Source organism: Sodalis-like endosymbiont of Proechinophthirus fluctus (genome assembly GCF_001602625.1).
GTDB lineage: Bacteria > Pseudomonadota > Gammaproteobacteria > Enterobacterales > Enterobacteriaceae.
On sequence record NZ_LECR01000043.1, the window covers coordinates 10,390 to 10,683 of the forward strand.

The 294-nt window shown below is 55.8% G+C and carries 1 protein-coding gene; it reads right to left on the minus strand.

The window, feature by feature from the left end; all coding sequences use genetic code 11:
- A partial coding sequence (locus BG74_RS16805; RefSeq protein WP_244267310.1) for a TGS domain-containing protein occupies positions 1-294 on the minus strand: 294 nt, incomplete at both ends.

Consider the following 294-nt stretch of genomic DNA (forward strand, 5'->3'; position numbering starts at 1 on the left):
ACCCAGGTTTGGATTCAGCCAATCGCAGCTCGGGTTTGGGTGTTTCTGGGTGATGATTTCGACCTGATCACCCATACGCAACTTATAGGTGAAGGGCACAATACGGCCGCTGATTTTAGCGCCGATACAGCGGTGACCCACGTCGCTATGGATATGATAGGCGAAGTCCAGCGGCGTGGAGCCGGCCGGCAAATCCACCACGTCCCCTTTGGGCGTAAAAACATAGACGCGATCGTCAACTACCTGGCTGCGCACCTCGTCGAGGATTTCTCCGGAATCCGGCATCTCTTCCTG